This is a genomic window from Paracoccus tibetensis (assembly GCF_900102505.1).
Taxonomy (GTDB): domain Bacteria; phylum Pseudomonadota; class Alphaproteobacteria; order Rhodobacterales; family Rhodobacteraceae; genus Paracoccus; species Paracoccus tibetensis.
In genome coordinates this window covers 1-6,326 of the sequence record NZ_FMVT01000029.1, presented here as the reverse complement: position 1 = coordinate 6,326, position 6,326 = coordinate 1, and the positions used below count along the sequence as shown (strand labels likewise).

Here is a 6,326-nt window from a genome sequence, read left to right as displayed (position 1 = left end):
TGCTGCGGCTTCTGGACGAGGGCGCGGACCTTGCCGGCATCTGGCAGGTGGACTTCGCCGCCTCCCCCGCGGAGCTTGGCGCCGGGATCACCGGCATCGACCATATCGGCCAGACCATGGCCTATGACGAAATGCTCAGCTGGTCGCTCTTCTACACGGCGATCTTCGACGCCCGAAAGGCGCCGATGGTGGACGTGGCCGATCCCGACGGGCTGGTGCGCAGCCAGGCGATCCGCGCGGGTGGCCTGCGGGTCACGCTGAACGGCGCCGAGGCGCGCCACACCCTCGCCGGCCGCTTCATCGAAGACAGCTTCGGCGCCTCGGTCCAGCATGTCGCCTTTGCCACCGACGACATCTTCGCCACGGCCGAGGCGCTGGCAGCGCGAGGGTTCGCCGCCTTGCGCATCGGCGCGAACTACTACGCCGACATGCAGGCGCGGTTCGGGCTGGACGACACAGTGGTGGGGCGGATGCTATCAGCGAACATCATGTATGACGAGGACGCGGGCGGGCAGTTCTTCCAGCTCTACAGCCAGCCGCGCGAGGACGGGTTCTTCTTCGAGATCGTCCAGCGCCAAGGCGACTACGCAGGCTATGGCGCCCCCAACGCCCCCTTCCGCATCGCCGCACAAAAGCGCGCCGCCCGGCCTGCGGGGATGCCAAGGCGATAGCGGCACGTAACTGGGAAGTCTGCGATCACCCCCCGGGCACCGATAGGAAAAGCGGCGATGGACAATGCAGCAGATGGGAATGTCAGATGACGACACGCGTTGAAGTCGCCTACCAATCGAACAACCGTTTGGGTGAAACGCCCCTCTGGTGTGGGCGCACCAATCGCTTGTGGTGGGTCGATATCGAAGAGCCGACACTGCACTGCCTTGACCCCGCAAGTGGCGTTCATAAGCAGCAGAGCCAAGCCGCGTCTTTCCTTGGTTCCTGTGCCCTATGTGAGACGGGTGGGCTGCTCCTGGCGGTTGACCTAGGGCTGCACCACCGCCGGTTGCCCGATGTTCCACTGGTCGCGCTGGCTCAAGTGGAGAAAGGCCTCGACAACCGGCTGAACGACGGCAGGGTGGATCAACGCGGGCGTCTTTGGATCGGCACGATGGACAACGCGCTGCACCGTCCAAACGGATCGCTCTACCGCGTTGATCCGGACGGAACAGTCGTGCGGGCGTTTGGCGACGTTATTGTGTCCAATGGGATCGCTTTTTCGCCGCAAGGCACGACGCTGTACTTCACGGACACGCGTCGCCATCGTACATGGTCATTTGATCTCGATCTGGACGATGGCGTTCTGCACAACCGCCGGCCTTTTGCCGATTTCACCTCCGATCGGCAGCGCCCTGACGGTACCTGCATCGATCAAGACGGCTGCATCTGGATGGCGTTCTTTGGCGGGGGAACGATCGGGCGATACACGCCTGGCGGGCGTCTAGACCGCGTGATCGAGCTGCCAGTCACAAACCCTACCTGCTTGTGCTTCGGCGGATCGGAACTGGATACGCTTTATGTCACTACGGCTTGGAAATTCCTGACGGACGAACAGCGAGCAGCGGAGCCGCTGGCCGGCAGCCTGCTGGCCATCGAGGGGGTCGGCAAGGGTCTGCCCGAGAACCGCTTTGCACTCTAACCGCATGCCACCACATTCCCAAGGAGAGCGATATGAAGATCTCGATGAACCGGCGCCAGGTGCTGATCTGCAGCAGCATGTTTGCCATGGCCCCATGGATGGGGCGAGCACAGACCCCCGTGAACCTAAAGTTCTCGGACGTCACATCGGCCGATGCTCCTCGCTCGGTGGCCCTGGTGGACATTTTTGCGCCGGAGCTTGGGCAAGAGTTCAACTTCGAGCCCTACTTTGGCGGCAACCTCTTTTCACAAGGCAGCGAGCTTGTGGCGGTGCAGCGGGGAAACTTGGACATGGCCCTGCTTCCGCCATCTGATTTTGCTGTGCAGGTGCCGGCGTTCGATATCCTGGGAGCGGCCTACGTCGTGCGGGATGCCGAACATCTCGCACGTATCTTCTCCAGCAAGGTCGGTGACACCTTCCGTCAATTGGCGCGTGAAGAGCTCGGCGTCGTTATTCTTGCTCCGGCATATTACGGCGCGCGGCATGTGAACTTGCGCGGGAGAAAGCGGATCGAGACGCCGCAGGATCTTAGCGGGGTACGGCTGCGCATGCCTGGCGGCGACAGCTGGCAGTTCCTTGGAACGGCCATCGGCGCAAATCCGATGCCGGTGGCTTACGCCGAAACATACACGGCCTTGCAGACGGGGGTGATCGATGGACAAGACAACCCGCTCCCAAACAACCGTCTCATGAGCTTCCACGAGGTCACTGACCAGATCGTTCTGACGCGCCACAACATTGGCTTTGGCCTGTTAGTCATGCGGGCTGAGCTATTCGACACCTTGACAACGGAGCAGCAGGAGAGGGTTCAGGCGGCCGCAGAAAAGGCGTTCGAGTGGAGTACGGCCGAGTATCTGAGACAGGAAGATGAGCTGGTCGAGTTCTTCAAGCAAGCAGGCCTCGACGTCTACGAGCCTGATGTTGGCGCATTCCAAAGCTATGCACAGGAGCAGTATCTGAACTCGCCCCTGTCACAGGCTTGGCCAGAGGGAATGCTTGACGCAATCAACGAACTTTAAGCGTCCGCTGCCGGATCAGGAGACCGTGACCGAAGAGGCTACGGGCGATCTCGAGCCGGCTGAAGGGCGCCATTGTGCGGCTCACATCGCGACGATGAGTAGAGGCAGGCCTCCGTCAGCTCTTGCTCCGCCCGTCACTGCAGCACGTCTGACGGATTTATTGGACCGGATGCCCAGCTGCCTCACGCCGCGGATGGGTTGGCCCGCCAAAGCCGGAAGCGTGCGGCGCCGGTGATCTCCCGGATCACGCCCATGGCCGTCACCCGGTTCAGCATGCGTTCGGCGGTCACCCGGCTGATGCCGGCCCCGGCGGCCACGTCCTCCGCCGAGACCAGCGGGCACGCCGCGAAAACCGCGATCACCCGGTCGGCGTTTTCGCCCCGGATACCGGTCGTCGCCTCTCGGGCTTCCACCGCCCAGCTCTCCATGCGGCGGATCTCCTCCCGCGCCGCCCGTGCGCCGGTCCGGACCGCAGAGAGATGTGCTGCGAGCCGGATCTCTACTGGACCGCCAAGGGTCCAGTGTCGGCGTTCTGCCGCGCCGAGCGGGGCGAAGGGCATGAGCTCGCAGCCTTGCGCCATCAGCCGGCCGGCATGCACGGCCGGCTCGATCACCCGGTCCGGCGGCGACAGCCCGGCCTGCCGCCAGAGCAGCCCGCCCGACAGCCGCGCGCCAGCGGGTGCAACTCCTCCGCCGCGTCGAGGCGGGAGAGATAGCCCGCTGCTCCCCGCGGGAAGTCCGGCCCGCGCAGCCGCGCCGCGGCGCCTGGCTCGGTGGAGGCCGAGGAAGGCCGGCAGGTCGGTCACCCCCCTCCTGCCCGTCCGGCCGCCGCAGCGCCCACCGCGCCAGCCGCATCGCCTCGGGATCGCTGGCCGCGCGCGCATCCAAAAGCGTCGCGGCCGATCTCCTCGCGCGGCAGGACGATGCCGCCGGCCCAGAGCATGGCCTCCGCCTCGGCCAAGGCGAGCCGCGTCACCGCCCCTTCCGCGGCCGCCGCGTCGAGAGCCACAAGCGTCGCGTCCAGCCGGCCAAGCGCCCCGGCGGCCTCCGCCAGCGGCACGGCTAGCGCCGCCTGCGCCTGGCGCCAGTGGCTCAGGTCCGCCGGATCAGCGCCGTTTTGGGGGTCTCGGAGGCTCCGTCGCAAACATTGCGAACAGGTGCAGAGGGTATTCGACTGCTCGGCTTCAGGCAGCGATCTGGCAGAATTGCTGAAACGGACGGAGCTCGGGCCGGAACTGGCCCTTGCGGATCATGTTGACCAGCTCGATCCCGGCAGTGGTCGCCTACGCTGATTTCAAGCTCTTGAAGCCGAGCATCGGCCTTACCCGGCGCTTGATGAAGCGGTGGTCCTGCTCGACGAGATTGTTGAGATACTTGATCCGCACTATCTCGATTGGCACCGGGCAGCCAAAGCGCTTCAACATCCGGTTGATGTCCTTGATGCCTTCGGTGTTGGCCGCGCTCTTGTCGATGACGATCTTCCGCGGCAGGCCGTTCACCTCCATCGCGCGGGCGAAGAACTTGATCGCGGCAGGCTTGTTCCGGCGCTCCGAGAGCATGAAGTCCAGCGTCTGCCCGATTTTGTCGCCGGCGCGGTAGAGATAGACCCACTGACCTTTCACCTTGATGTAGGTCTCATCCATGCGCCAGGATCTGTCGGTAGGCCGCTTGCGCCGACGCGCATCCTCAGCGACCTGCCCGGCATAGCGCACGACCCATCTGTTGAGCGTCGCATGGTCGACCTTCACTCCACGCTCCGCCATGATCTCCTCGAGGTCGCGGTACGACACTCCGTAGCGTAGCTGAAAGAAGCCGGCGTGCAGGATGATGTTCTTTGGAAAGAGAGTGCCCTTGAACGAGATCGTCATCACATCCTCCCCATCATGCCGCTCCACCTGACGCACTGTAGTCCAGGCTGGAGCATCAGCAAAATTGCAACACAGCAGGGGATTGCGGCTGAGGCCGAGGACAGTCCAGCCTTCATGGACAAGCTGCGCGGCAATGGCCTGACCTTGGATGCCGGTCGCGCCGACGACCAATGCAGTCTGTGTCATGGGTCTCTCCTGGTTTTGCGTTCCAGGCGGAGCTAGTCACCGCGCGACCTTCGTGCCAGACGGCACCGAGTTGGGACATAGCCACCGAAAGGTTACCACATGCAGCCCGGCAGCGACGAGACGGACTGGCGAGAGGATTGAGCCCCCCGCCGCACGATGGAGATCTTCACCACCAAGTGGACCAGCATGATCCTGCACACGCTGCACGCTCAGCACCGAGGGCGGCGCGAAACGGTGTCCTGCTGCGCAGCTTGCCGGGGATTTCGAAGAAGATGCTTGTGCAGACCCTGCGCGAGATGGAGGTTAGCAGGCTGGTCGATCGCCATGTCCAAGGCACAGTGCCGCCCGCGGTCGAGTACAGTCTCACCCCGCTTGGCCTGCGTTTCGTAGGTCTGGTCGAACTGGCCTATGCCTGGGGTCGCAATAACGCCGACGCCTTGGACCAGTTGCAGGTGCGGGCGACGTCCCGGCGCGGCCGATGACGCGTTCTGGCACCCGGAGCTGTGCCTGACTGTTCAGAACCTTATCGATGATTGAAGGTGGTTTCTCAGGCCCGAAGACGCCGCCAGCTGAGACATGCGAGAAAAACAAGAAGGGCCGCAAGCATTTCCATTCCTTCTTCTGCGCGGGCTGCAAAGCGGCTCGTTGCGTCTGACAGTTCGATGCCCCAGGGCGCAAGCTTTCGTCCTGCTCCGTCCAGTGCCTTCGCCGCACCATAAAGTCCGAATGCCGCACCCAATAGCCACGCCCTACTCTCGTCGCGTTTTAGGGCAGCAACCCACGGCCGAAGATCGCGGCGTAGTAGACGTAGAGCAGTCCAGACAAGTGTGGTGAGGATCAACGCGCCCAAGATCTTCTGCTCAACGGGTGCCGAACCGGAATATAGGCGTGCCGACAGTATCCCATGTTCGGTAAGAGCTTTATCCATATCCAGCTCCCGCAGGGCAAGCGCAGCCGTAAGCAAAGCAAGATGCCACTGATCCGATCGTCCATCACGAAGCAGATCGCCAAGCAGGATCAGAGCCCCCAGTCCCAGGGCGGCAGCTGAGGCGGCCTCGACAAGGCCGCCCTCTTTGAACGCGAGGTCGATTATGCTGGATGGAAGAAGCACTGCTAGTAAGCTGACAAGGACCATCGAGCCTGACAGGAAGAGGAAGAGCACAAGCTTCTTGCGGGTGGTGGATGCGCGTCGTGTCATGGCGCTTCATGACACGACAGTGACGGTCGTTCCAGCTCCGGGATACTGAATAGAGGTTTTTCAAGCGTTCTCACAAGATCATGGCTGTGGCCTGCCCCCTGAAAAGTGGTCCTCCCTGAAGTAGGCTTTCGAGCCAGATGGAGGACAAGCAATGCCCCAGAAGAAGCACAAGCCCGAAGAGATTGTAGCGAAGCTCCGGCAAGTCGATGTGTTGGTATCGCAGGGTCAGTCTGTGGCCGCGGCGGTTCGCTCAATTGGCGTGACGCAGTTCACCTACTACCGGTGGCGTCAAGAGTATGGCGGGCTGAAGACAAACCAAGTGAAGCGGCTGAAGGAGTTGGAGAAGGAGAACGAGCGGCTCCGGAAGGCCGTGTCGGACCTCACGCTCGAGAAGTTGATCCTTCGGGAAGCCGCTTCGGGAA

8 protein-coding genes and 1 pseudogene are annotated in these 6,326 nt (G+C 63.0%); 5 read left to right on the top strand and 4 right to left on the bottom strand.

What is annotated here, in order from left to right; all coding sequences use genetic code 11:
- The 3 genes from BLP73_RS18785 to dctP all read left to right on the top strand — a co-directional run.
- Positions 1 to 671: 4-hydroxyphenylpyruvate dioxygenase family protein (locus tag BLP73_RS18785; protein WP_175453449.1), on the top strand; the 671-nt coding region annotated here is incomplete at its 5' end.
- 86 nt (positions 672 to 757) lie between these two features.
- Positions 758 to 1,633, top strand: coding sequence for an SMP-30/gluconolactonase/LRE family protein (locus tag BLP73_RS18780; RefSeq protein ID WP_090748517.1), 876 nt, complete (start codon positions 758 to 760; stop codon positions 1,631 to 1,633).
- Positions 1,634 to 1,665: 32 nt separating this feature from the next.
- On the top strand, positions 1,666 to 2,652 hold the full coding sequence (gene dctP, locus BLP73_RS18775) for a TRAP transporter substrate-binding protein DctP (protein ID WP_090748515.1): 987 nt from the start codon (positions 1,666 to 1,668) through the stop codon (positions 2,650 to 2,652).
- 182 nt (positions 2,653 to 2,834) lie between these two features.
- Here dctP and BLP73_RS19555 read toward each other — a convergent pair whose 3' ends face one another.
- From BLP73_RS19555 to BLP73_RS18760, 3 genes and pseudogenes are all read right to left on the bottom strand, one after another.
- Positions 2,835 to 3,458, bottom strand: a complete 624-nt coding sequence (locus BLP73_RS19555; RefSeq protein ID WP_217630739.1) for a Fic family protein — start codon at positions 3,456 to 3,458, stop codon at positions 2,835 to 2,837.
- The gene (locus BLP73_RS18765) at positions 3,455 to 3,712 is read right to left on the bottom strand and encodes a hypothetical protein (protein WP_090748510.1); all 258 of its coding nucleotides are present in this window, start codon (positions 3,710 to 3,712) and stop codon (positions 3,455 to 3,457) included. Before BLP73_RS18765 ends, BLP73_RS19555 begins: the two co-directional genes overlap by 4 nt.
- Positions 3,713 to 3,836: 124 nt before the next feature.
- Positions 3,837 to 4,520: pseudogene (locus BLP73_RS18760) on the bottom strand (IS6 family transposase).
- A 458-nt stretch (positions 4,521 to 4,978) separates the two neighbouring features.
- On the opposite strand from BLP73_RS18760, the gene BLP73_RS19860 reads away from it, so the two are divergent.
- On the top strand, positions 4,979 to 5,188 hold the full coding sequence (locus BLP73_RS19860; protein ID WP_245686764.1) for a winged helix-turn-helix transcriptional regulator: 210 nt from the start codon (positions 4,979 to 4,981) through the stop codon (positions 5,186 to 5,188).
- Positions 5,189 to 5,253: 65 nt separating this feature from the next.
- Here the strand turns inward: BLP73_RS19860 and BLP73_RS19235 are convergent, their stop codons facing one another.
- On the bottom strand, positions 5,254 to 5,904 hold the full coding sequence (locus BLP73_RS19235; protein ID WP_139166043.1) for a hypothetical protein: 651 nt from the start codon (positions 5,902 to 5,904) through the stop codon (positions 5,254 to 5,256).
- A gap of 151 nt (positions 5,905 to 6,055) precedes the next feature.
- Between BLP73_RS19235 and BLP73_RS18750 the strand changes: the two genes are divergently transcribed.
- On the top strand, positions 6,056 to 6,326 hold a 271-nt coding region (locus tag BLP73_RS18750; protein ID WP_139166042.1), incomplete at its 3' end, for a transposase.